This window comes from Clostridium zeae, assembly GCF_017312485.1.
Classification (GTDB): domain Bacteria; phylum Bacillota; class Clostridia; order Clostridiales; family Clostridiaceae; genus Clostridium_AR; species Clostridium_AR zeae.
Genome location: NZ_BMBA01000009.1, coordinates 171,144 through 194,706, shown reverse-complemented (window position 1 = coordinate 194,706; position 23,563 = coordinate 171,144). Strand labels below are relative to the sequence as shown.

Sequence of the window (23,563 nt, the reverse complement as noted above, 5' to 3'; positions counted from 1 at the left end):
ACTCACCCGTCCGCCGCTAAGAAAGTTCCGAAGAACTTTCTCCGCTCGACTTGCATGTGTTAGGCACGCCGCCAGCGTTCGTCCTGAGCCAGGATCAAACTCTCAATTTAAAGTTTAATCATAGCTTACTTACTTAGTAAGTCTTTTTTCAAAAGAATTGCTGGTTTAGTTTAAGTCTAGTTTTAGACTTTGTTTATCTTCTCTGTTTAATTTTCAAAGACCAATGCAATCGTTTCCGACTGCTTAATAATATTAACATTTAGGATTTAAATTGTCAACTTATTTTTTTAACAAGTTTTAATTTATTATCCTGTCACTCATCAGCGACGTTTATTATAGTAACATTTTTATTATTTTACCCATTTGTATATATGATATGAATAAATAAATTATCTCACTATAGTTTTATTTTACTAATATATTTAAGCTCTTTCTGTTAATGATACACGTGGTAATGTTTATAAATCAATTTGTATTTTATTGTTAATATCTCTAATAAGATTACGATAATATACTTAGTTTACATCTACTTTTTTGAACTTATTAGTGAAAAGTTTTGCATATTATATATTCTTTTTACTCTTTAGTTTTGCAAAAATTATTTTTCCCTATACTAAAGTTTAACTATAAGTAGTTTTACCTAGATTCTTCTTTCTTAAAGAGAAAAAAAGTCGCTAAAGTGATCTTTTTAAGTGAGATTTATTACGCATCTGCCTTTCCGAATTCATATGAGGAAAATTTAACAGGCGAATAAGTTTTATTTTTTACTGTATAGCCACAAAAAGCTTCTAAGTGAATTGAAATATTTAAGATTAGCTAAGTTGAAAATTTTATAATATTTTATACAGTAAAAAACTTATAACTATCAATCAATTGATATATACTTAAAAATGAACCATTTAAATCAAAAAAACCATATTTATTAGCATAATTTAACAAATGCAATATTAATCTTTAAATAGTTCCGTATGTAACTCTACATTACTATTTATAAGTCTATATATTTCATAAATGATACTTAGGAGGAAAAACATGAAAAAATTCTTAATTTGTTCAGTTATCGTATTTTCTTTTTCATTAGTTGGTTGTTCATCTAAAAGCAATTCAGCAAACTCTAGTAGCACTAATAGCAACAATAGCAATTCATCTGAGATAAAAATAACGTCTCCAACCACAGGAAATAGTTCAAATAATGCAGTTAAAAATGCCACAAAAAGTATCTCAGTGTCTGGAGATCCTAACGTTGCTCTACCAATTGTAAAAATAGGTAACAATATATATGTATCTCAATGGAAAGATAATAATAGGTTATATGAATATTTAAGTAGCGATATCAACTCAATAAATGATTTACTCAAAGCTACAAAGAAATATGATTTGTTTTCTAGAGAAATTGTTCAAGATACTGAAAAGATATATTTTACTAATATAGCTGATAACAGCAATATATATACTTTATCAGATAGTACAAAGGAAATAAAAAAGTTTGATAACAGCCGAAGCTCAAATATAACTTTAGGAACCGACGGATTATATTTTATAAATCAGAGCGATAACAGTAAGATTTATAAAATAAATTTAAGCGATAATACAAAAACTGCAGTAATTCAAGATTCTGTCGGAAAGTTTCTTTTATTTAGTGATACAATCATATATCAAAATAAAAACGACAAATTCAAATTATACGCCTACTCTCTTACTGATAAAACCAAAACTGAACTAACTGGCAATTCAGCTGAAAGCTTTGGTGTGGCTAACAATAAACTAATTTATGTTAATTCAGGAGATCAAGATTCTATATGGAGTTTAGATTTACAGAGTATGGAAGGTAAAAAACTTATAAATGTTGAAGCAGAAAACTTACAAGTAATTTCAGGCAGAATATTCTTTATAAATAGGTTCTCAGCTAATTATTTAAATGAATTGATTTTACCTGCAAACGGAACAGCATCAACAAATCCAATTATAAACGAAGGTGTTGAGCAATATTTTATATCTGGAAACAGTATATACTATGAATCAAAAACTTCTCACAATGATATAAAAACCTATAATATTAAATAATTGAAATTTTTACACTTGCCTTTATAGAAAAAAAGACGCTAATACTTACTTTATTAGCGTCTTTTCATTAACTATAAATTATTAACTATATCTTTAAATTTATTTCCTCTAACTTCAAAGTTTGCAAACATATCAAAACTTGCACATGCAGGAGATAGAGCAACTACATCCTCTTCCTTTGCCAATTCCTTTGCTTTCATTACCGCATTCTCTAAACTATCTACGCAATATATAGGAACTTCAATACCCTTTTCTTGCTTTAATTTATTAAACGCTTCTTCTATTTTATCTTTTGTAGCACCTAATAAAATAAGGTTCTTTATATATTTATATCCTTCATAAGCAAGCGGTTCAAAAGGTATCTTCTTATCATATCCTCCTGCAATTAGTATCACAGGTTTTTCAAAAGCTTTTATTGTAGCTAAAGTTCTTGTAGGAGATGATCCAATAGAATCATTATAATACTTCACTCCATTTACTTCTCTTATGAACTCGCTTCTATGTGCAACTCCTCTAAACGAAGTTGCAACATTTTTCATAGCTTCAACAGATACTTCTCCATAAGTTGCTGCAAAAGCTGCCAAGTAATTCTCTACATTATGCATTCCCTTTATTACAATATCACTCTTTTTACATATTTCATTACCAAATACGTACAAACTTCCATCTTTATAGTAAGCTCCATCTTTCAGTTCTCTCTTGGAACTAAATTCTATAACATTACCTTGCGCCTCATCTTTAAATGAAGCTGTTATGTCATTTTCTCTATTTATAATAAGTAAATCTTTTGAAGTTTGAAACTTGAATATATTCTTTTTAGCATCAATATATTCTTCCATTCCTTTATGCATGTCTAAATGATTAGGAGTTATATTCGTAACAATCGCAACATCTATTTGACTATTCATTGTCATCAACTGAAAGCTTGATAATTCTAAAACGACTTTATCTTCTTCTTTAATTTCCTCTATTTTTGTGAACAGTGGTATGCCTATATTTCCTCCTATCCAAGTCTTAAATCCTTGTGCCTTAAGCAACTCAGATATTACAGAAGTTGTAGTAGTTTTCCCATCACTTCCAGTAACTCCATACACTTTTCCTTTACAGTATCTAACGAACTCCTCTATTTCTGATGTTATATAAGCTCCATTAGCCTTTGCATTTACTAGAGCTTCATGATCTATTCTCATCGATGGACTCTTGAAGATAACATCAAATCCTACTAATTTATCAAGATATCCTTCCCCAAGATTCAGCTTAACACCCTTTATCTCAAATCCAGTTGCAACTTCACCTAACTCAGACTTACTTTTCTTGTCAAATGCAGTAACACTAGCCCCTAAACTTAATAAAAAATCTATCAAAGGTATATTGCTGACACCAATTCCTATTACAGCAACATTTTTACCTTTTATAAATGTCTTAAACTCGTTAAAATCTTTTTTCATCAAATACTCGCTCCTTTAAAATTATAAATCTTAATAACTAATCAAAAAATCGATTTATCGATATCATTTTATGTACTATATTAAATACTGTCCCATTTCTTTCTAATTATAACATCAGCAAATTATTTATTCTACTTTTCAAATAGTATATAATCTATAATTATACTTATTTCGTGGAGGTCATTATGGATACATATTATATAGGTTATTACTCCTCTCCAGTTGGCTTAATAAAGGTCGAAGCCAGTACAAATCATATAGTTAGTCTAGATTTTATGGATAATAAAACATCAAAGAATGAAAATCACAATTTTCTAATTACAAATTGTCTAAACCAGTTACAAGAGTATTTTGAAGGAAAAAGAAGTGAATTTGATTTACCTCTCTTACCTTCTGGTACTGATTTTCAAAGAGCCGTATGGAGTGAACTTATGAATGTTCCTTTTGGCACTATAAAGACATATAAGGATATCGCTATAGCTATAAATAACCCTAAAGCTGTTCGAGCTGTAGGTGGAGCGAATAACAAGAACCCTATTCCATTAATAATACCTTGTCACAGAATCATAGGCAGCTCAGGATATTTAGTTGGTTATGGTGGTGGCCTGTGGAGAAAAGAATGGCTATTAAACCATGAAAAAGTAAAATTTAAAAAATAATAAATGTGATGTAATTGATATTATATAAAACAGATAAAACTTTAGAACTGTCACAAGCATAAGTGGCAGAATCTAAAGTTTTATTATTCTATAACTTTTGGTTAAATATATTACTTATCCCCAAATCTTCTATTTTCTTTTTTATTTCATCATTATTTATTGTATATAAGCCTAATGACTTCATTCTTTCAAAATACTCAGCTCCAGAAAAAGTATGTCTAACCTTTCTCCCATCCTCAGTATTTAATCTCTCATTAGCATAAGCAATTATATCACCTACTACAGTTTTTCTAGGAAGTATTACAGTTTCCATTCCTAAATAACTTCTTACTGCATTATGTCCTGCTAGTGTTCCAGTACTCATTGCTTCTGTGTGTCCAATAAAGAAACCTGCTTTTTCTCCTGCTACAAATAGATTATCAATCCCCTTTACTTTCATATCATTATCTCTAGGTGTTGATGAAAGATATCTTATTGAATTACCTACACCTCCAGAGTATGGATCTATATATCTGGCATTTTCTAAACCTTTAATCTTTCTTAACTTTTCTAATGGATAATAGGAGGTCATAACCTTTATATGTCCTGTATCAAGTAGCACAATATTTTCAGCAAATTCTTTTAGTGCATATTGTTGGCATACCTTTGAATCTAGTTTATCCATATTTATATCTTCTTCTGGAACTTTAAGAACTGCTGATCCTTTTTCCTCAAGCTCCTTTAATATCTCTGGCGAAACACTTTCTCTCGGTATCTCACAGGAGCCACTAAACGCACCTATAGTTCCATCTCCTCTTTCTCCAGGGATATCAACTATTCCAGCTTTTGCACTTAAGCTCACTCTCATTCCAAATGTAGGACACCTTAATATACACATAACACATCCATTTCCATACTTATTACAGTTTTCCATAGATCCTGTAGATCCGGTAGCTTCTACAAATGCATCAGCTTCTGCAACCGTCTTATCAAAAAACTTTACTGCCTTTATTTCATTATTTTCTTTAACTACATTTATAGCTCTAGATCTAAAATTAACCTTTATACCTAGGTCAAGAATATAACTTCTAACTTCTGGTTCAACCTTACTTACATCACATAGCCAGGCATGCTTATGTTGTGGAAAATCTACATTTTTATGAATTGCATTTCTATCCATGATGTCTATAAGTTCTCCTGCTCCAAGAGCTATTAACTCTTCTGCCGCAGTATATCTACCATTATTCCTCATTATACCACCAACATTGCCTACACCAAGAAGTAGGTCTGTTCTTTCAAAAATTTCTACCTCAGCTCCAGCTTTCTTTGCTGCGATAGCGGCTGCACATCCAGCCCATCCACCACCTATTATAACTAGCTTCATATTCTACCTCTTTTTAATTAGTATAATATTAGAATATTTATCTGTTACTGATATTGTTACAACATAAAGCCATATTTTAAAACTTATGTGATCTTCAATAATAATAGCACCTTATGTTTATTAATTGATTAGATATTCTGATAATTAACTTCGCAATAATAAAAGGCTGAACAGATCGTAAACCCGTTCAGCCTTTTATCACTCTAATTAAAACTCTAATTTTGCTGCTATATAATTATCTAGTTCTTCTATCTTAATTCTTACTTGTTCCATAGTATCTCTATCTCTTACAGTTACTGCATTATCTTCTAAAGTATCAAAGTCTACAGTTATACAGAAAGGAGTTCCTATTTCATCTTGTCTTCTATATCTCTTACCTATACTTCCAGCTTCATCATATTCAACATTAAATTTCTTTCTTAATTCTGAGTATACTTCATCAGCTTTTTCTGAAAGCTTCTTAGATAATGGTAATATTGCTGCTTTGTATGGAGCTAATGCTGGATGTAGATGCAATACATTTCTAACATCTCCATCTTCTAGTTCTTGTTCTTCGTATGCATCTGCTAAAAATGCAAGTGCAACTCTGTCTGCTCCTAGTGATGGTTCAATACAGTATGGAACATACTTTTCATTAGTAGTAGGATCTAAGTAACTCATATCCTGACCTGAATGTTCCTGGTGTTTTGTTAAGTCATAGTCAGTTCTATCTGCTATTCCCCAAAGTTCTCCCCAACCAAATGGGAATAAATATTCGATATCTGATGTCGCATTTGAATAGAATGATAATTCTTCTTGTTCATGATCTCTCATTCTTATATTTTCTTTAGTCATTCCTAGGTTTAATAAGAAATTCCAACAGTAATCTCTCCAGAAATTAAACCATTCCATATCAGTTCCTGGCTTACAGAAGAATTCAAGCTCCATTTGTTCAAATTCTCTTGTTCTAAAAGTAAAGTTACCTGGTGTTATTTCATTTCTAAAAGATTTTCCTATTTGTGCAATTCCAAATGGAACCTTTTTTCTTGAACTTCTTTGAACTGCTTTAAAGTTTACGAATATACCTTGAGCAGTCTCTGGTCTAAGGTATATCTCAGCCTTTGCATCTTCAGTTACCCCTTGGAATGTCTTAAACATTAAATTAAACTTTCTTATATCAGTAAAGTTTTTCTTTCCACACTTAGGACATTCTATTTGATGTTGTTCTATATAATCTTTTAATTGTTCATTTGACCATCCATCAGCTGAAGCAACCTCAGCGCCTTGTGCTGTCATATGATCTTCTATTATTTTATCAGCTCTAAATCTTGTCTTACATTCTTTACAGTCCATAAGTGGATCTGAAAATCCACCAACGTGACCTGATGCAACCCATACTTCTCTATTCATAAGTATAGCGCAATCAACACCAACATTATAAGGACTTTCCTGTACGAATTTCTTCCACCAAGCTTTTTTTACATTATTCTTAAATTCTACTCCTAATGGACCATAATCCCATGAGTTAGCTAATCCACCATAAATATCTGACCCTGGAAATATAAATCCTCTATTCTTACACAAAGCTACTAGTTTATCCATAGTTTTTTCAACTGCCATTTTAATACCTCCATTTATAATTAAGTTTTAACTTATTGTTCATTTAATCTATCATCTGAATTCCATAAGTTTACATATTAATAGTATTGCTTAATATTCCATAATTTAATATACATTTTTTATTATATTTACACTAGTTTTATATAATAAAATTAATTTAGACAAATAAAAAAAGCCCTCACCATAAAGGGACGAAAATTTCCGCGGTTCCACCCTTCTTGGCAAATGCCCTGCTTTAATACCTCAGCATTCAAAAGCGCCCTTCATCAATACAACTTAACAGTTCACACCAAACACCGTCTCTCTAAAAAGTTATAAAGATTACTCTTCTTTATCATTATGCTATATTCATTTATAATTAGTATTTTATCAAAAATTTTCTTATTGTCAAGAAAAATACAAAAACCTCTTAAAATTAATAGTTGAAGTTGAATTCCTATAACGTTAAGTTCAACGCTTATACTATCATTGAAACAAAATAATAAAACCTCATGCATAGCATGAGGTTAATGTACAAAATAAAAATGGCTCCGCGAAGAGGGCTCGAACCTCCAACCTATCGGTTAACAGCCGAGTGCTCCACCATTGAGCTATCGCGGAACGTCATTACAAATATTATTATAGCATCTTATAAAAACTTTGCAAGTATTTTTTTTATTTTTTTGCATTTTTATATTAAAAAATGAAACACTTCAATCTAAAATCTGTTTTCGAAACTCTTCTAGATTTTAAGAGCAAAATTCAAAAAACATAAACTTAAGTATTAAGTAGTTCATTTATATATTTCATTAGTTTAAGAGATTATTAAAAAGTTAAATCTTCAATGAAGCTTGATTACATTAATAATGTTGAATCAAATGTATAAAATAAAGCCTTGCTTAAGTAAATCTTAAGCAAGGCTACTTTAACTCTTATAGTGGTTTCATCGTTGGGAATAAAAGCACATCTCTTATAGATGCAGAATCTGTTAAGAACATTATTATTCTATCGATTCCTATACCTAATCCACCTGTTGGCGGCATACCAGTCTCAAGAGCACTCATAAATTCTTCATCAATTACATATGCTTCGTCATCTCCAAGCTCTCTTTCCTTAGCTTGTTGTTCAAATCTTTGTCTTTGAACTATTGGATCATTAAGTTCGGAGTATGCGTTACATATTTCTCTTCCATAAACAAAACCTTCAAATCTTTCTGTAAATGCTTCATTACCTCTCTTCTTCTTTGTTAAAGGAGAGATTTCAACTGGGTAATCAGTAATAAATGTTGGTTGAATCATATGTTCTTCTGCATATTCTTCAAATAACATGTTTAACACTTCACCTTTTGTTACATTCTTTATATCTTTCTTAAACTCAAGGTGCTTTTCTTTTGCAATTGCTTGAGCTTCTTCATCGCTTACGATATTATTGAAGTCTACACCTGCATATTCTTTAACAGCATCAACCATAGTAATTCTTCTCCATGGTGCTTTAAAGTCTATTTCAGTCCCTTGATATGTTACTTTAGTTGTACCATGAATTTTTTCACATACACTTGAGATTAAGTTTTCAGTGATTTCCATCATATCATTATAATCTGAATATGCTTCATAAAGCTCGATCATAGTAAATTCAGGATTATGTCTTACATCTATTCCTTCATTTCTAAAGTTTTTACCCATATCATATACTTTTTCAAAACCTGCAACTATACATCTCTTTAAGTAAAGCTCAGTAGCTATTCTTAGATACATATCAATATCCAAAGCATTATGATGTGTGATAAAAGGTCTTGCCGCTGCTCCACCTGCTATAGGAGAAAGTATAGGAGTTTCTATTTCTAAGAATCCTCTATTATCCAAGAAGTTTCTAATTTCCTTTATAATCTTAGTTCTCTTTATAAAAGTATCCTTTACTTCTGGATTTGTTATAACATCCACTTCTCTTTGTCTATATCTTAAATCTGGATCTTTTAATCCATGCCACTTTTCTGGTAATGGTTTTAATGATTTACAAATTAGTTTAAATGTTGAAACCTTAACTGAAACTTCTCCAGCTTTTGTTTTAAACACTTCACCTTCTGCCCATATCCAATCTCCAAGATCGTGTGTTTTATATTCTTTTAGAGCTTCTTCTCCAACCTCATCAATCTTTATAAATAGTTGAAGCTTACCATCTCTATCATGAATATCTGAAAATATAACCTTACCTTGACCTCTTTTAGACATAAGTCTTCCGGCTACTTTAACAATTTTTCCTTCTAATGTCTCAAAATTGTCTTTCACTTCAACTGATGAATGACTTCTTTCAACTTTATAAACATCAAATGGGTCCTTACCTGCTTCTTGTAGATCTAAGAGTTTTTGCCTTCTTAATCTTTCTTGCTCATTAAATTGAGCCTCTAACTGGTTTATACTCATTTCCTCATTTGACATTAAAAATCCCTCCGTTAATCTCTTCTTATTCCTAATACTTCAAACTTACTCACACCTGATGGTACAACTGCTTCTACTATATCGCCTACTTTTTTGCCCATTAAAGCACTTCCTACAGGAGATTCATTTGAAATCTTACTTTCCATTGGATCCGCTTCTGCTGAACCAACAATTATATATTCAACTTCTTCATCGAAGTCATAATCTTTTACCTTAACAATAGACCCTATTGAAACTGTATCTGTTGATATCTCTGATTCATCCACAACTACTGCATTTTTTAGCATGTTTTCAAGTTGTATTATTCTACCTTCTGTAAAAGCTTGTTCATTTTTAGCTTCATCATACTCTGAGTTCTCACTTAAATCTCCATAGCCTAATGCAACTTTTATTTTTTCAGTTATTTCTTTTCTTTTAACTGTTTTTAAAAATTCTAGTTCATCCTCTAGTTTTTTGACTCCTTCATAAGTCATCATATACTTTTTAACTTCGCTCATTTTTTTCTCCCCTTCAACAGTCATACTATTATAATATATCATATTCTAACAAAATTTCATATAAATTTGTTATATATTACCTTCCTTAAACTGTCAATTATTTTTCATATTATAAGACCTATATTAGCTAATGTCAATATTGTTATCAAATAAATATATTTCAAGCTAATAAATAATTTAACAGGTTGTTGCAAACGTTTTATAGATTACGTTTCTATTATGAATCTTCCACGGCAAATTATTATTTAAGACCTGCTATTTTAATGCACATATATAAAATATATGGTACAGCAAAATAGCAAGTCTCATGTACTAACTTTAAATTTATGACTTTTCTCATTATTGTCTTTTTAGTATATTGTTATACCATATATTTATTCATTAATTTTTCATAAAATGCTGTATCAAAATTCATTAATTAAATTTTTTTTATATTCTCTTAATATTTTCATAACAGAATTTACATCTTCTTCTGTATTAATAATATTTTTAATTTCCGTACAGTTTTTTAAACCTTTTATGTACCAAGCAATATGCTTCCTCATTTCTCTTAAAGCCTTTCGTTCTCCGTCATACTTTAAGGCCAAATCATAATGCTCTAAACACATATCAATTTTTTCAGAAGGAGTAGGTTCTAAGACCTCAAGTCCATTCATCATGTCAGTAATCTGTTTAAAAATCCACGGATTTCCCATGCTTCCTCTTGCTATCATTATTCCATCACAATTAGTCATTGATATCATATTTTTAGCATCTGCAGTAGTTACTATATCTCCATTACCTATAACTGGTATATTAACAGATTGTTTCACTTGTCTTATTATATCCCAATCAGCCTTACCTTCATACATTTGTTCTCTAGTTCTACCATGAACTGCTATAGCATCAGCTCCTGCTGATTCTATAACTTTAGCAAAATAGACCGCATTAATATCATCTTTATCAAACCCTTTTCTAAACTTAACAGTTACGGGTTTATTAGAAACACTTTTTACAGCCTTAACTATATCGTAAGCAAGGCTTGGATTTTTCATAAGTGCAGATCCTTCTCCGTTTTTAACTATTTTGGGAGCAGGACATCCCATATTAATATCAACTATACAAATATCATTATTGTTATTAAAATAACGTTCAGTAATTTCAGCCATAACTTTAGGGTCATTACCAAATATCTGTACAGCAACTGGCTTTTCCTCTTCCGAAACTCGCAGAAGCTGTTCAGTATTATCACTTCCGTAATAAAGAGCCTTACTGCTTACCATTTCAGTATAAACAAGGGAACATCCCATTTTTTTGCATAGACCTCTAAAGGAAATGTCAGTAACCCCTGCCATAGGAGCTAAAAATACATTATTTTCTAAACTTACATTACCAATATTCATCAGAACATACCATCTTCTATTCTTTATTCTTATAATAAATTATCTTAAGTCCTTCTAAAGTCAATTTTGAATTAACTTTATCTATCAGGTCCGTTTCTCTAGCAATTAAATTAGCTAAACCTCCTGTTGCTAATACGAATGGTTCATCTTCTCCAAGTTCCTTCATTTCCTGTTTCATTTTCTTAACAATATATTCAACTTGCCCAGTGTATCCATATATTATTCCAGCTTGCATGCTTGTAACTGTATTTTTACATATTAAGGTATCTGGTTTTTCAAGTTCTACTCTAGGAAGCTTAGCAGCTCTCTCAAACAAAGCATCAGATGAAATTCTTATTCCCGGAACTATATTTCCTCCAAGATAGTTACCATTCTTAGATATAGCACAGAAAGTAGTAGCAGTACCAAAATCTATAACTATAGTACTTCTTTTATACATTTCATATGCAGCAACTGCATTAACTATTCTATCAGCACCGACTTCTTTTGGATTATCATATTTTATATTTATACCTGTTTTTATACCTGGTCCTACTATTATTGGATCCATATTGAAACATTTTCTAACCATATGTTCAAATGAATACATTATGTTCGGAACAACAGATGAAATTATTATTCCTTCTATGTCATTAATATCTAAGTTATTCTGAGAAAATAATGCTCTTACTTGTATGCCATACTCATCAGACGTTTTCTTCGAATCTGTTGATATTCTCCAGCTCATCATATACTTATCGTTGTCATAAACTCCTAAAACTATATTAGTATTGCCAACATCTACTAATAAGATCATAATAATAATCCTCCAACTAATACAATTAAAAGCAGCTTTTGAAGCTGCTCATTGATGTTTTATTTTATTTAACTGCACATCTAGTTAGTTTCAAAATGTGTTGTATAAATATCAATATAATTTTAGCAATTAAATTTTATTTGTCAAGTTTTTATCAATCTTTAGCTGAAGTCTCTTCTCTTCTTAGTTCCCTTTTTTTGAGCTACTTCTACATTAACTCTTACTCCGTTAATCTTAACCTTATTCATTACATCTAATACATCATTGGAATATTGCTCAGGTACTTCTACAAATGTATATTTTTCATATATATCTATAGCTCCTATACTTCTGCCTGGTATTCCAACTTCACTAGCTATAGCTCTTACAAGATGCTCTGGCTTTAGATTTTTGTCTCTTCCGATGTTGACAAACATTCTAACCATGCCTTCTTCTCTGCTTTGGCCGCCTTCTCTTCCGCCTCTGTCACTTCTGTCACTTCTGTCGTTTCTTCCACTTCTTCTTGTACTTTCATCTCTAGAAGATGCTGCTGGGTTCATATCTACATCGTCTCTTTCAGTAAAGTTAAGTTCTCTTTGCAGTAATGCAGCCGCTACATCCTTAGCATCATGTCCTTGTTCCAACATCTTTTCAACAATAGCTACGTATTTCTTGTATTCATCATTCTTCATGTCTTCTTGAAGCATATCTACAAACTTTTGAATCTTAACTTTTCTTACATCCTTTAATGTAGGTATGTTATGAAGCTTCATTTTCTTCTTTGTATAGGTCATGATGTCTCTAAGATCTCTCATCTGTCTTCCAGTTACCATAGTGAAGGCTCTACCTTCTCTACCAGCTCTTCCTGTTCTACCAATTCTATGAACATAGTGTTCCTCATGTTGTGGAACATCGAAGTTAAATACCATTTCAACATCATCTATATCCAAACCTCTAGCAGCGACATCTGTAGCTATAAGTATCTTTATATTTCCTTGCTTAAATCTTTGTATAACACTGCTTCTTACGGATTGCTTCATATCTCCGTGTATCTTGCTTATATTGTAGCCTTTATTTAAAAGCTTCTCTTCTATTTCATCTACCTTGCTCTTTGTATTGCAGAATATTAAAGAAAGCTTTGGATTGTACATATCTATAAGTCTTGTCATTACTTCTACTTTATCTTGTTCCTTAACTTCCACATACATCTGAGCTATATTTGGAGTTGTAACTTCTTTATTCTCTATCTTTACCATCTCAGGATTCTTTAAGTGCTTCTTAACTATGTCTAGTATAGATCTCTTCATAGTAGCTGAGAATAAAAGTTTTTGAACTGGCTGCTCTATAGTCGATAATATTTCTTCAATATCCTCTCTAAATCCCATATTAAGCATTTCATCAGCTTCATCTAATATAAGAACTTTTAAAGAATCCATCTTTATAGTTCCTCTTCTCATATGATCCATAACTCTTCCAGGTGTACCAACAACAATTTGGCTTCCTCTTCTAAGGCCTCTTATCTGCCTTTCCATAGAGTCTCCACCATAAACAGCTAATACATTTAAACCTCTTTTGTATTTTGCAAGTTTTTCAAATTCTTCACCAACTTGAACAGCAAGTTCTCTAGTTGGACATAGAACTAACACTTGTAAATCCTTGCTTGAAGTATCTATTCTATCTATAGTAGGTATACCAAAAGCAGCTGTTTTTCCTGTACCAGTTTGTGCCTGACCTACCATATCAGCCCCACTCATAACTACAGGTATAGCTAACGCTTGTATTGGTGTAGCTTCAGTGAACCCCATATCACTTATAGCCTTTTTTATGTCGTCTGAACAATTTAACTCATTAAATATCATTTTTTCCATTCAGTATCTCCTTTTAACTAATTCTAAATTTTTTATTTATTTTACGTATTATAATTTATTGCGCACCAAAAAAGGTCGAACTAAAAAAATCCTATCCATATCTAAGAGGATTTTTCAAGGCGACCAAAATTTCGTTTATACTCTTGAAGTAAATCGGAAAAAAAACCCAAAAACATGTTATAACATATTAATTCTTACGAGAATCTATTGTATCACATGGTTTATTCTCTGTCAAAGTATAAACATAAATATTAAAGTTATAATATTTATTTTTAATTTACATCTCTTTAATTTTAAGTAAGTTTTCATATTGTAGACCTAAAATTATAGTAGCCTTATGAAAATCTTCTATCCCTTTTGTACTATCATTTTCATAGCATTCGAATATAATCTTTTTTAAAAGTTTGTTAACCCCAATTTTTATACACATCATTTTCTTTATTAATTATTTGAAAAGTCCGCTGAATTTATACATTAAATCAGCGGATTTCTAATACACTTTTTAAAATAAACCTACTATCTCTCCATTTTCAAGGATATCCATCTTATTTGCAGCAGGAACTTTAGGTAATCCAGGCATAGTCATTATATCTCCAGTCAACGCTACAATAAATCCAGCTCCATTTGATACTCTTATCTCTCTTACAGTTATCTCAAAACCTTCCGGTCTTCCTATTAAAGAAGGATTATCAGATAGTGAATATTGAGTTTTTGCCATACAAATAGGTAATTTATCTAATTTAAAATCTTCTAATTCCTTTATTTGCTTTTGAGCAATTGAAGTGTAATTTACACCTGTTGCTCCATATATCTCTTTTGCAATGACTTCAATTTTCTGCTTAATTTGAAGCTCCGAGTCGTATATAGGACTAAAGTTTGATTGTTCTAACTCTATAGTTTCAACTACTTTTTTAGCAAGATCAAGCCCACCTTCTCCACCTTTTTCCCAAACTTCAGTAAGAGATACCTTAACATCTATAGAATCACAAAACTCTTTTACAATTCTTATTTCTTCATCAGTATCCGAAATAAATTTATTTATTGCAACTATAACTGGAACTCCATACTTTTTGATATTTTCTACTTGTTTTTCTAAGTTTTTAATTCCTTTTTTTACCGCTTCTATATTTTCTTCATTTAGATTATCTTTCTTTACTCCGCCATGGTGTTTTATAGCTCTAATTGTTGCCACTAAAACTGCACAATTTGGCTTTAGCCCACCATATCTACATTTTATATCAAAAAACTTTTCTGCCCCCAAATCTGCTCCAAATCCAGCTTCAGTTACAGTATACTCACCTAACTTCATTGCTGTTTTAGTTGCAATTATTGAGTTACACCCATGTGCAATATTTGCAAAAGGTCCTCCATGTATTATAGCTGGTGTATTTTCTAAAGTTTGAACTAGATTTGGTTTTATGGCATCTTTCATTAACAACGCCATAGCCCCTTGTATACCTATCTCTTTCGCATAAACAGGCGCACCTTCTAAATTGTATGCTACAAGTATATTGCCCATTCTTTCCTTCAAATCTTTAAGATCCTTCGCCAAACATAATATAGCCATTATTTCTGACGCTACTGTTATCATGAATCCATCTTCTCTAACAAATCCGTTTGCTTTGCCACCCATACCTATTACTATATCTCTTAATGCTCTATCATTCATATCCATAACTCTTTTAAAAATTATTCTTCTAGAATCTATCTTTAATAGATTACCTTGATGTATATGATTATCGATAGCAGCACACAGTAAGTTATTTGCTGTAGTTATAGCATGCATATCTCCAGTAAAATGAAGATTTATATCCTCCATCGGAACAACTTGTGAATATCCTCCACCTGCTGCTCCACCTTTCATACCGAAAACAGGACCTAAAGAAGGTTCCCTTAGAGCTATAACAGCATTTTTACCTATTCTATTTAACGCTTGCCCTAGTCCTACAGTAACTGTGGATTTACCTTCCCCTGCTGGTGTTGGATTTATAGCAGTAACAAGTACTAGTTTTCCAGATTTATTCTCTTCTTTGTTGTTAACAACATCAAGAGATATTTTACATTTATATTTTCCATAAAGTTCAATATCATCATCAGTTAATCCTAACTTTTCAACTATCTTTATTATTGGTTCTATTTTTGCTTCTTGAGCTATTTCTATATCTGTTTTCATAATAATATACACTCCTTTAGTTTAATGTTCTTGAATAAAAGATTTTTTCTTTCAATAAAACAACTAATATTGGTAAAATTCATAACTTATAAAACTATTATGATCCTATGTAATGCTAATAACATAATATTATTATCTGCCAGAGCATTATTAACATGTATATTATACCATCTTTAAATATAAAATAAATACATATTCGAATGTTTTTTGATATTTAAATAGATATAGTTCGGTACATAACATATTATACACTTCTTAATAAAATTACCATACGTGTAAATAATATTTTAAATTAACACATCTTAACTTTATATAAAATAAGGTAACCACATTATCTGTGGCTACCTTATTTTTATTGTGCATTATTAAATATCTCTTCAAACTCTTCAGCTTCAAGCTTTTCTTTTTCTAAAAGAGCCTGCGCCACTGCATGTAACTTACCCATGTATTCAGTAAGTAATGATTCAGCTTTTCCATAAGCCTCATCTATTAGACCTTTAATTTCTTGGTCAATTTTTGATCCAATTTCTTCACTGAAGTTTCTACTTCTTCCGATATCTCTTCCAAGGAAAACTTCATTATGGTCAGTTCCAAAAGATATAGGACCTACTTCATCACTCATACCATATTCCATTACCATACTTCTAGCGATGTTACTAGCTCTATCAATATCATTCTTTGCTCCAGTACTTATATCGCCCATTATCAATTTCTCTGCTACTCTACCACCAAGAAGTCCTACCATCTCATCTTTCAATCTAGACTTGGATGTATAACTTCTATCTTCAGCTGGTAAATGCATAGTATATCCACCAGCCATTCCTCTTGGAATTATGCTTATTTGATGGACTGGATCAGCATTTGGTAGTAGCATTGCTACAACTGCATGACCTGCTTCATGGTAAGCAGTAAGTTTTCTATCATGTTCACTGATAACTCTACTCTTCTTTTCAGGACCAGCAATAACCCTTGTTATAGCTTCTTCCATTTCATCCATACCAATTATTTTCTTACTTCTTCTTACTGATAAAAGCGCAGCTTCATTTGCTAAGTTTTCAATATCAGCTCCTGTAAATCCAGGAGTTCTCTTTGCTAAAACCTTAAGCTCTATATCATCAGATAAAGGTTTATTTCTTGTATGAACCTTAAGTATCTCTTCTCTACCTTTTACATCAGGAGCTCCAACAACAATCTGTCTGTCAAATCTACCTGGTCTTAATAGAGCTGGATCTAAGATATCAGGTCTATTAGTAGCAGCTATCATAATAATTCCTTCATTAACTCCAAAACCATCCATTTCAACTAGCAGCTGATTAAGTGTTTGTTCCCTTTCATCGTGACCACCACCAAGCCCAGCACCTCTTTGTCTACCTACAGCATCTATTTCGTCTATGAATATTATACACGGAGCATTCTTCTTTGCTTGCTCAAATAAGTCTCTTACTCTCGAAGCACCAACTCCAACGAACATTTCTACGAAATCTGAACCTGATATACTAAAGAACGGCACGCCAGCCTCTCCAGCAATTGCTCTTGCAAGAAGAGTTTTACCAGTTCCAGGAGGTCCAACTAAAAGAACACCCTTTGGAATTCTGGCTCCCATTTCTATATATCTCTTAGGCTGCTTTAAGAAGTCAACTATTTCCTCTAATTCAGCCTTTTCTTCATCAGCACCTGCAACATCTTTAAATGTAACCTTCTTTTTATCTGGAGTAGCCATCTTGGCTCTACTCTTACCAAAATTCATTACACCTCTGCTTCCGCCTCCGCTTTGAGATTGTTGCATAAATATAAAGAAAAATGCTATAAATAAGAAAATCACTAAAACTGTCGGTATTATCTGTACCCAAACAGATATATTTGTTGGAAGTTCAAACGCAACTTTTACATTTGGTTTATTATTATTAGCAAGTAATATATTTAATGTTTCAACAGGAACTACGGTATTAAAAGTTTTGTTATTTGTTAAGGTACCCTCAACAGTCATTTTATCCTGTTTCACTTGTATACTCTTAACTTGGTCACCAATCCATTTTTGTTGAAAATCGCTATATGGTATAGTACTTCCTGCCTCGCCGCTTTTCACAAGAAAAACTGCAGAAATTACAACCATTATCATTACCACAACCCAGGCCGTTAAGCTAGAAAATTTTTTCATGATAGGCCCCCCTCTCTTACTAGTTACTATAAAATTTTACCATATGATTTTTTCCATTACAATACAGTTACATTACTTATTATATACTTCCTCTTTTAAAGAAGCTATAAATGGCAAGTTCCTATATTTTTCGGCATAATCAATGCCATAACCAACTATAAATTCGTCTGGAACTTCAAATCCATAGTACTTCACATTAATATCTGTCTTTCTTCTTGCTGGTTTATTAAGTAAAGATACTATCTCTATGCTGTTAGCATTTCTATCCTCAAAGTACTTCAATAAATAGCTTAAAGTAAGACCTGTATCAACTATATCTTCAACTATTATGACATCCTTACCCGCAACATCATTGTCTAAATCTTTTAAAATCCTAACAACTCCTGAAGTTTGTGAAGAATTTCCATAGCTTGATACAGCTATAAAGTCCAACTCACAAGGTATTGATATATACTTTAATAGTTCAGAAGTAAATATCACCGATCCTTTTAGCACTCCAACTACAAGTAATTCTTTGCCCTTATAGTCATTGCTTAAATTTGCAGCTATTTCTTTAACCTTGCTAATGATAGTATCTTCAGAAAACAGTACTTCTTTTATGTCTTCTCTCATGTTAACTATTCCCTTTCTATAAAACTTATTTGTAAAATATTTTTTGTATTCTTATTAACTTTAAATAAGTCACTTATCTTTAAGCCTACAATCCAAGAAATATTATTATCAAAACAAACCAACGGTATTTCATCTCTTAAACTATTAGGTACTTTATTATCAATAAATATATCTTTTATCTTTTTAGTGCCAGTCATACCTAAAGGCTTAATTTTATCACCATTTTTTCTATTTCTAATAATTATTTTTTGCTTTATTTTATCATAATCAAAATATTTAATTAAGTCACTACTATTTAAGTCAATTTTAGTATCATTCTGCTTCACCTGTAAGACAACATCATACATTAAGCCATTTAATCTTAGATTTTCTACTTTTTTCTCATCGATCTCTTGTTTAGATACTATAAATTCTATACTTTTGTATTCTTCAAATTTTCTTATTGAGATAATTATATCTCCATAAGAATTTTCTGCAACTATATTATTGGGAAGATTTATATTTTTTCCTGTTTTTCCTTTTTGTAATAGGATAATATCATAAATATGTTTCATTTCAAAATTATATGTAGCTCCAGAAACATAAAATATAGATTTTCTGATAAGCCTTGTCAATAACGCCTCATGAATATAAAAAGCCTCTTTGTTTATTATTATAGTCCCTACTTTTTCTTTACAAAACTTAAAATACATATCTTCAGAACTTTTATCAATATACTCACTATCAATATTTGCTAATGAGGCAAGCCTATTAAGAGACTCTACAATATCTTTATTAAAATTATTCTTTATAAAAGGAATCATTTCAAGTCTAACCTTATTTCTGGAATATATACTTTCTAAATTAGTTCTGTCTATCCTAGGATTAAGGTTATTACTTTCACAATAATCTTCTATTTCTTCCCTTGTTACACACAGTATAGGCCTTATATAGATTTCATCCCTTACTGGCTTAATACCAACCAAACCATCTATACCGGTTCCCCTCATAACTCTCATCAGAATAGTTTCCGCTTGGTCATTTGCATTATGAGCTATAGCAACCTTATTGAAACCTTTTTCTTTTATTACTTCACTAAAAAATCCGTACCTTGCCTCTCTGCCAGCCATTTCAGACGATATACTTTTATCTTTTGCCATTATTTCAACATCCACTCTTTTTATAAAACATGGTATTCCAAGATTATCGCACATTTTTTCAACGTAACTTTCATCTTCAAAGGAATCATCTCCCCTAAGCAAATGATTAATATGAGCGGCTCCAAGAGAAATACCAAGTTCATGTCTCATCATATACAGAACATGCAATAGACAAACCGAATCAGGGCCTCCTGAAAGAGCAACCAATACCTTATCCCCTTTTTTTATCATATGATGTTCTCTTATAAAATTTATAACTTTATCATTCAAGTTAGAACACTTCCTAATCAAGTTTAATAACTTATTATAACATATCATTAAACTCTTATTAATATAAATTATTACAAATTCACTAAAACTTAAATAAATCGTATATTATTAACCTATCAATACTTACATTTATAATTAAATACTTTATCTTATGTTTTATACATAAAAACGACTATGAAACTAAGTTAGCATTAGTTTCATAGTTAAAATGTATTTTATTCAATTACAATATCAAAGTTCTATTTTACCCATAAAAATTTTATTTTATAACTTCTGTAAGTTACAAAAAAAAACACTTATTCACTAGTATATCGCAAACACCTTGGATACCACTACCGTCATATCATCTTTTATCTTAGCTCCACTTATTTCCTTAGCTTTATCTAATATCTCTAAAGAAAGCTCTTTAGGATTTTTATTATTATTTGTACGTAAAAATTCAGTAAGCCATTGACAGCTTCCATCACCATCTTTACCATATAATATTCCATCGCTTATTGTGACTATTAAATCTCCATTTGATACTTTTTTCTCTACAATATCAACATCTGTTGTATCCAGTATACCAAAAGGTAATGTTTTTGACTTTACTAATTCAACCTTCTCCCCCTTCTTGATAAAGCTTTCTACTGCTCCAACTTTCATAAACTTCGCATTCCCTGTATATAAGTCAATATTTTGAAGATCCAATGTTGCGAACTTTTCATCTTCACTAAACTTCATAGACATTATCGAATTAACAGTATTTATAGCCGTTAATTCCGAAAATCCAACTTGTGTAAATTTTTCTATAAGCTCCACAGCAGCTTTACTCTCTGCACCAGCCTCAGGTCCTGATCCCATACCATCACTAACTAGAACCATATAGTTACCATCTTGAGTTTTTCCATAGCTATAGCTATCACCAGTATACTTTTCTCCATCTTTACACGCTATAGCTGCATATGATGATACATGATATTTAGGAGTCTCCTCGATGTATACAGAACATTTATTAGTATTTGGGTCTATGGAGCAACCATCTCCACCTATACTCATAGTCTTACCTATAGATTTATTTATTACCGGAAGGACATCTTTTATACATACTTGTCCACCCCCACAACTGTCCATAGTTACCTTTATTTTTAATCTACCATTTTTATCGTTATAACATAAGATATCATCATATTTTATACTTTCTTTATTCAACGCTCTTTTTATAGTTCTTTCTACATCATTGCATATAACTATATCTTTGCTAAAATCATCTATTAACTCCCCAATTGTAATAGCCATATTGTTTATATGCCCTGCTAAAAGCTTTCTTCCTTCTCCAAGTCTTCTTTTAAGCATTTCATCCTGAACATAATTACCAACTATCTCTTCTGTATTCTTTACTAGAGCATATTTCTTAATACACTTTTTATCCAACTCTAATGGAAAACTTGATTTTCCTTCTTGATTGCTTCTTATCAATTCCGAAAATGAATTGTAAGTACTATGCAATTCTCTTTTCCAACAAGTATATCTCATATCGCAACTGCTACACACTCTATCGGCTAAATTTTCTATAAGAGCACTACTTTTGTTTTTTAACAACAACCTATCATTATCAACTAAATTATTTAACGTAACTGATATAGTGGATAAAATATCCGTGAAATCAACAAGCCTATTAGTAAACTCTTCTTTAATCTTGCAAAAATGCAAATCACCTAAAGTATCCTGCTTTCTTTCATTATCTAATTCAAGCGACAGTTTATTATAAAACTTAAGTGGAACTATAGAAAATAGCACCGCCACTATTAAAGCCTCTATAACCTTAAAATCATCAAATTTTTTCGAATACATCGACAGCACAAAATACACTACAATATAAGCTAACATTGTAAACCACTTACCTGTATCTTTAAATATGCCAACCATTAATCCACATATACTATATACACTTATATAAAGCATCATATTATTAGTGGAAAGCCCTACTATTATCCCCATGGCAACACCTGCTGCTGCTCCTACTGAACTCCCCAAAGAGAAGGCTATTATTATTACAAAAAATAATGCAACTACATTTCTTATACTAATACCAAAAAGCGCTATACTTCCTATGCCTGAAATTATAAGACAAAACAGTAATGCCATAGCTATAAGTTCTTCACTTGTAAAAAAGTGATTTGTTTTTATATCATCTAGGCATGTTAATGCATATTTTATAATATAATATATTGGATAAACTACAACACATTGCACCAACGACGTTACTATATTAATCCATAAACTTATATTCGAACTAAATGCTCTATAAAAAATCATCGACAACATAAGTATGGAAAAGCTCATTATTAAGCTAACCTTCTCCTTTAACTTAAATCGAATGTTCGTAAATATAGATATAATGGCCGCTGACAATATATAAATACCGATATTAGGCGCACTACCTAGAAGAGTAGCATATCCTAATAGAACTCCAACTGCAGCAACTATTCCTTCCTTCTTACTTTCCTTATTTAAAAATGATAGTATAAAAGCTATACCAAAGGGTGATAACCCCTCTATACCTACCCCATTTGCATTTATAGTTACTCTACTTATCAAAAAAGCTCCTATGAAATTAAATAGCAATCTATAAGGAGATCCTATAAGCTTAAGTTCTTTCTTATCTTTTTTTCGATCACTTATTCTTTTATATGTAGTGACATCTACTCCATATTGCATTGGTAAACCCTCCCATTTCTCTAAAGCGTATTTCTATTATAACAAAGGGTTTTGGAAATATATGTCACTTACTGTTTACTGTAAATATTTTTATTCGGACATTTATCACTGTATTTCTTTATATTATTTATATTGATTTTTGCTTAACTTATTGCAATAACACCCTTCTGTTATAATTCACTATACCTTATAGTAAATGTACATCTTCCTAGAAAAACCGCCTTATTTGTCGTTGTACAATAGTCTTTGTGAATTTATAAGGATATTTTTTATGCATATATTTAAATACTTAACTTTTATGTCAAAAAAGCGAATTTATATAAAAACTTTATACTTTCATTTACAGAAAAAAATCACTAAGAGATTTTCTTAGCGATCTTTTTATATATCTACTTTTTTCAGTATATACCAGAAAACTTATCACACCAGTAAGTTTATAATC

Annotated in this window: 15 protein-coding genes, 1 tRNA gene, 1 rRNA gene and 1 other annotated feature; of the genes, 2 read left to right on the top strand and 15 right to left on the bottom strand. The window is 31.0% G+C overall.

Features of this window, described 5'->3' with window-relative positions; genetic code table 11:
- A 16S ribosomal RNA gene (locus J3477_RS23590) occupies positions 1-110 on the bottom strand; the annotation flags it as partial.
- A gap of 922 nt (positions 111-1,032) precedes the next feature.
- Between J3477_RS23590 and J3477_RS23585 the strand changes: the two genes are divergently transcribed.
- Positions 1,033-2,064 carry a DUF5050 domain-containing protein gene (locus J3477_RS23585; RefSeq protein WP_206872690.1) on the top strand — a complete coding sequence of 344 codons (1,032 nt, stop codon included), beginning with the start codon at positions 1,033-1,035 and terminating at the stop codon, positions 2,062-2,064.
- Positions 2,065-2,135: 71 nt separating this feature from the next.
- On the opposite strand, the gene murD is transcribed toward J3477_RS23585, so the two are convergent.
- Complete coding sequence (gene murD, locus J3477_RS23580) at positions 2,136-3,512, bottom strand: UDP-N-acetylmuramoyl-L-alanine--D-glutamate ligase (RefSeq protein WP_206872689.1); 1,377 nt, start codon at positions 3,510-3,512, stop codon at positions 2,136-2,138.
- Positions 3,513-3,697: 185 nt separating this feature from the next.
- Here murD and J3477_RS23575 point away from each other — a divergent pair, with 185 nt between their 5' ends.
- On the top strand, positions 3,698-4,171 hold the full coding sequence (locus tag J3477_RS23575; protein WP_206872688.1) for a methylated-DNA--[protein]-cysteine S-methyltransferase: 474 nt from the start codon (positions 3,698-3,700) through the stop codon (positions 4,169-4,171).
- A gap of 88 nt (positions 4,172-4,259) precedes the next feature.
- Here the strand turns inward: J3477_RS23575 and J3477_RS23570 are convergent, their stop codons facing one another.
- The 13 genes from J3477_RS23570 to spoIIE all read right to left on the bottom strand — a co-directional run bounded on the left by J3477_RS23570 (position 4,260) and on the right by spoIIE (position 23,121).
- Positions 4,260-5,534 carry an FAD-dependent oxidoreductase gene (locus J3477_RS23570; RefSeq protein ID WP_206872687.1) on the bottom strand — a complete coding sequence of 425 codons (1,275 nt, stop codon included), beginning with the start codon at positions 5,532-5,534 and terminating at the stop codon, positions 4,260-4,262.
- A 207-nt stretch (positions 5,535-5,741) separates the two neighbouring features.
- The gene (locus J3477_RS23565) at positions 5,742-7,133 is read right to left on the bottom strand and encodes a glycine--tRNA ligase (RefSeq protein ID WP_206872686.1); all 1,392 of its coding nucleotides are present in this window, start codon (positions 7,131-7,133) and stop codon (positions 5,742-5,744) included.
- A 184-nt stretch (positions 7,134-7,317) separates the two neighbouring features.
- Positions 7,318-7,480 (bottom strand) — a binding site (T-box leader).
- 178 nt (positions 7,481-7,658) lie between these two features.
- Positions 7,659-7,733, bottom strand: a tRNA-Asn gene (locus tag J3477_RS23560).
- Between the two features lie 311 nt (positions 7,734-8,044).
- A complete protein-coding gene (gene lysS / locus J3477_RS23555; protein WP_206872685.1) occupies positions 8,045-9,547 on the bottom strand; it encodes a lysine--tRNA ligase in 1,503 nt (500 codons plus the stop codon).
- Positions 9,548-9,561: 14 nt separating this feature from the next.
- Positions 9,562-10,044 (bottom strand): transcription elongation factor GreA, encoded by a 483-nt coding sequence (greA, locus tag J3477_RS23550; RefSeq protein ID WP_206872684.1) that lies wholly within the window; start codon positions 10,042-10,044, stop codon positions 9,562-9,564.
- A 404-nt stretch (positions 10,045-10,448) separates the two neighbouring features.
- Entirely contained in the window at positions 10,449-11,426 is a 978-nt protein-coding gene (gene dusB, locus J3477_RS23545; RefSeq protein WP_206872683.1) for a tRNA dihydrouridine synthase DusB, read from the bottom strand.
- 16 nt (positions 11,427-11,442) lie between these two features.
- Positions 11,443-12,222, bottom strand: coding sequence for a type III pantothenate kinase (locus J3477_RS23540; RefSeq protein WP_206872682.1), 780 nt, complete (start codon positions 12,220-12,222; stop codon positions 11,443-11,445).
- A 161-nt stretch (positions 12,223-12,383) separates the two neighbouring features.
- Positions 12,384-14,069 (bottom strand): DEAD/DEAH box helicase, encoded by a 1,686-nt coding sequence (locus J3477_RS23535; protein ID WP_206872681.1) that lies wholly within the window; start codon positions 14,067-14,069, stop codon positions 12,384-12,386.
- Positions 14,070-14,571: 502 nt separating this feature from the next.
- The gene (locus tag J3477_RS23530) at positions 14,572-16,242 is read right to left on the bottom strand and encodes a formate--tetrahydrofolate ligase (protein ID WP_206872680.1); all 1,671 of its coding nucleotides are present in this window, start codon (positions 16,240-16,242) and stop codon (positions 14,572-14,574) included.
- 352 nt (positions 16,243-16,594) lie between these two features.
- Positions 16,595-18,400, bottom strand: coding sequence for an ATP-dependent zinc metalloprotease FtsH (ftsH, locus tag J3477_RS23525; protein WP_206872679.1), 1,806 nt, complete (start codon positions 18,398-18,400; stop codon positions 16,595-16,597).
- A gap of 72 nt (positions 18,401-18,472) precedes the next feature.
- Positions 18,473-19,012 carry a hypoxanthine phosphoribosyltransferase gene (gene hpt / locus J3477_RS23520; RefSeq protein WP_206872678.1) on the bottom strand — a complete coding sequence of 180 codons (540 nt, stop codon included), beginning with the start codon at positions 19,010-19,012 and terminating at the stop codon, positions 18,473-18,475.
- A gap of 5 nt (positions 19,013-19,017) precedes the next feature.
- Positions 19,018-20,421 (bottom strand): tRNA lysidine(34) synthetase TilS, encoded by a 1,404-nt coding sequence (gene tilS / locus J3477_RS23515; RefSeq protein ID WP_206872677.1) that lies wholly within the window; start codon positions 20,419-20,421, stop codon positions 19,018-19,020.
- Positions 20,422-20,724: 303 nt separating this feature from the next.
- Complete coding sequence (spoIIE, locus tag J3477_RS23510; RefSeq protein WP_206872676.1) at positions 20,725-23,121, bottom strand: stage II sporulation protein E; 2,397 nt, start codon at positions 23,119-23,121, stop codon at positions 20,725-20,727.
- Between the last annotated feature and the right edge of the window lie 442 nt (positions 23,122-23,563).